Here is a 3,597-nt window from a genome sequence, read left to right on the forward strand (position 1 = left end):
AATTTCCGCTGTATCTTGTCGGCAGTTGGCGGAAATTTCAAATCGGGATTTGAGCTATTGGAGGCGGTCTTTTGCCAAAGTTGGCGCCGCCCCTCATCGCCCTGCCGGGCACTTCTCCCCGTATAGTGACGGGGAGAAGGGGCCAGCCGCAATCTCGGCGCCTACTCTGTAACGCTGGTAGTTGGCGAAATCGGTGATGAGAGCACCCCTCTCCCCGTCACTATACGGGGAGAGGATGCCGGCAGGCAGGTGAGGGGCGGCGCCAACTTTGGCAATTGATGGGAACCCCTGAACGAACAGAAGTAAACTGTGCTGTTCGTTCAGGCAGCCACAGGCTGCCCAATACGCAGGAAATCGCTGTCGAAGGGAACCTCCCGCGCCGCGCCACCGGCCGTCAGCCGCATGCGGCCATCCGCCGTCGTGAGCTCCTGCGGTGGCTCGCCGCCAGATAGCGGCATGGCGCCGATGACATGGCGAAAGGAAACGCTTTGGCTTTCGTCCAGCGCAAAGGCGGTCGCTACCCCTTCGCGCCTCAGCCAGTTGTCGCCGATCGAGGCGGCATGGCCGACGGCGGCGCGGCCATCCTCGATGCCGAGCACGCCAAGGTGGCGGCCGCTCCAGGGCGCGTAGTCGCGCCCGCCATTGCTGAGCCACAGCATGGTGATCGGTAGCTCGGCAGGGTTCTTCAGCACCAGCACCAGATCGTCCTCGGCCTGGCGCGCCAGCGCGGTCCAGCCCGGTCCGCCATGATCTGTCTCGACCAGCGTGAGGAAATCCTCGCGCAGGTCGCCCATGCGGTATTCCGTCAGGTCGAGCGTACCGCCGCCTGCGGCGGGAAAACGGCCGAGATCGGCGGATCGTGCCGGATAGGCCAGCAGGAAGCGGCCGCGTGCGGGATCCGGCTCCAGCGGGTCGTCCAGCGTCGCGGCAAACCGCTTCGGCGAAAAGGCCAGCCTGCCGCCGCCCGTCATTGTCGTCATCGGGTGATGCGCGACCGAAATCGCACCATGGCCGCCGGAAAACACATGTTCCTGGTAGAGGAAGGGATGGCCGTCGCGCAGCGTCAGGATCTTGTCGATCGAAGCGCCCATCACCTTGTGCCGCAGGCGATAGACCGCGCGCCAGCCATCGTCTGTCGCGGCACTTTCGACGACATCCCAGGCGCTGTTGGCCGGCCAGCCATGCAGCGGCGCTTCCTCGACATCGCTGCGCGAAAACGGCGCGCAGAGGAAATCGCCGGACAGCCGAACGGTGCCTTCCGGCAAATTGTCCGGCAGTGTCTCGTTCGCATCGACCCAGGGTGCGCGGTGCAGCGGCTTCAGCTGCCGCCCGCCACCCTCGACGACCATGTCGGCGATGTGGCCGACCGTGAGGTCGAGCGAAACCGAAATGCCCCGGGCCTTGATGGTGTGGATGGTCATTGCGCTCTCACCGATTCTGCAGGCGCAAACTGGCCTGTTCGGCGGCACCTGCGCAAGCACTGCGACAGGCATTTTGCATCAGCGCCCTTTCACCCTCCCCCTTGTGGGGAGGGTCGGCGAGCGGCCGGAGCGAAGCGGAGATCGTTCGACGGGGTGGGGGTCTGGCGCCGGCGTCACCCCCACCCCGATCCGCTGGGCGGATCGACCCTCCCCACAAGGGGGAGGGTGGGCGCCTCTACTGCCGCTTGTATTCCCGCACCGGCGACTTGGTGTCGTCGGTGTAGGTGACCTGCACCGACATCGATTTCACGCTGTCGGCGACCTTGAATAGGGCTGGTAGTCGTAGGGGATGGCGTAAGGGTCCTTCTTGTCGCAGGGCGGCATCTTGATCTCCTTGTCGAGCGCCGCGCCGTTCAGGCTGTAATGCACCTGCTTGATGGCGCAGCGGTAGGACAGCATCTGGGTGAAGTAGACCAGCCCATGATTGCCGCTGGCATCGAAAGCGATCCACGAGGTCCAGAACTGGTCGAGGATCTGCTTGTTGCCTTGCTGGAGCGCGGTCTCCGGGTCGAAGCGGATGTCGAACGGGCCGGTCTCGCGGCCCCTGATGTCGAGATATTTGATGGCGATGATCCCCGCCACGGTGCTGTCGGGCATCTCGAAGCTCGGATTGGCCATCGGCTTGCCGGTCGTCTGGTCGTTCATGGCCAGGAAACCGGTGTCGGTGAACGGGCCGCTGTCGCCCATGCGCCAGGAGATGGCGGTCGCCGGCTCCGGCAGCGAGATGGTCATCGACCAGCCCTGGTTGGAGCGCATCGGCGTCAGCGAAGGCACGAAGCGGGCGGGATCGAGCACGTCGCCGAGTGCCGCCAGCCGGTTGCGGCTGCGGTCCAGCCAGTCGGCCAACTGCGTCTGGTCGACGACATATTTGAGCAGCCCGCCATCCTTTTCGTAGGACACGAACCTGGTCAGCGCCTTGGCCTCGTTGCGCTTGTCGGCCAGCGTCTGGGCGCCGAGCCGGTCTTCGGAAAACTCCTGCGCCAGCAGGAAATAGGCCGGCGCGAAATCTGGATTGGCTGATATGAAGGCGTTGAGCTTGTCGAGCCGCTGGGCGTCGTCGAACTGCTGGATATGCACAAGCTTGATCGACAGCGCCTTGCCCTTGTCGGCAAGCGCGCCGAACACTTCGCGCGCGCCGGCCTTACCGTCCTGCACCCGAAGCAGCGTGGCAAAGCGCGTGTAGGGGTCGATGGCGTCGACATCGAAACCGGCGAAGGCGAGGTAGGAGCGCCGCGCGTTGAGCATGTCGCCGGACAGCTCGTAGACGCGGGCATTGTGGTAGAATTCGTCCGGCCGCTTCGGCTCGGCAATCGCCCCGCCTTGCGCGGCCAAGGCGGCAAAGCCCTTGGCGATGGTGTCGATCGAGGCGGCGATCTGCTGCGTCGTTTCTTGCAGCTTCTCGGTCTGGGCCTGCTGCTGCGCCTGGCCGGCGGCCAGCGTCTCGGTCTGCTTCTTCACCTCGTCGGTGGTCTTCTGCACCTCCGCCGTCTGCTGCGTCTGCTGCTGCTGGGCGTTAGCGATCTCGTCGGCCTTCTTCGCCACCGTGTCGGTCGTCTGCTTGACCGCCTCGACCGTATTTTGCATCTGCGTGACGGTCTGCTCGATCCTGGCCACTTTTTCGGACACGATGCCCATCGACTGCTGCAGCCCGGCAATGGCCGGCACCAGGCTGGCGATCACCCCGTTCTGGGCGTTGGTCTGCTGCTGCAGGCCGTAGACGCCACTGGCGACGGCCGCCGCCGTGGTGGCGAAGATCAAGGCCGGCAGCGCTCTGGCCGCCAGCACCAGCCTGAGCACGATGGCAATGGCGATGATGATTGCGGCCACCGCGGCGGTCAGCGCGATATAGGCGGCGAACGGCGCCAGCGGATTGAGGATGTCTGATACGGCACCCCCGATAAAGGCGACACTGCCGGCCCATTTGCCGGTGCGGCTGAGCGATGCCCTGATAAGCGAGGGCGCTGCGCCCCCGGCCCCGATATTCGTCATGCCAAGCCCCCAAGCCCTGAGATACCACGCCCCTTCCCACGGGAAACGCGGCCCTGGCAAGGAAAGACACGGGAAAACCGGCGTTTTCGGGGCAGATGCTCGGCGGGGCCGATAGCCGACGCCGGCG

General features: G+C 65.3%; 2 protein-coding genes. Both read right to left on the reverse strand.

Features of this window, described 5'->3' with window-relative positions; translation table 11 throughout:
* Positions 1-320: 320 nt before the first annotated feature.
* Positions 321-1,421 carry a hypothetical protein gene (locus EN984_RS26725; protein WP_127267262.1) on the reverse strand — a complete coding sequence of 367 codons (1,101 nt, stop codon included), beginning with the start codon at positions 1,419-1,421 and terminating at the stop codon, positions 321-323.
* A 306-nt stretch (positions 1,422-1,727) separates the two neighbouring features.
* Positions 1,728-3,470: a methyl-accepting chemotaxis protein gene (locus EN984_RS26730; RefSeq protein WP_236383084.1), complete on the reverse strand. Its 1,743-nt coding sequence runs from the start codon at positions 3,468-3,470 to the stop codon at positions 1,728-1,730.
* Positions 3,471-3,597 lie beyond the last annotated feature (127 nt).

The organism is Mesorhizobium sp. M7A.F.Ca.CA.004.12.1.1, from assembly GCF_003997835.1.
Lineage (GTDB): Bacteria > Pseudomonadota > Alphaproteobacteria > Rhizobiales > Rhizobiaceae > Mesorhizobium.

Coding starts and splice junctions, on each gene's coding strand:
- EN984_RS26725 (WP_127267262.1), bottom strand. CDS start 1,421: ATGACCATCCACACCATCAAGGCCCGGGGCATTTCGGTTTCGCTCGAC.
- EN984_RS26730 (WP_236383084.1), bottom strand. CDS start 3,470: ATGACGAATATCGGGGCCGGGGGCGCAGCGCCCTCGCTTATCAGGGCA.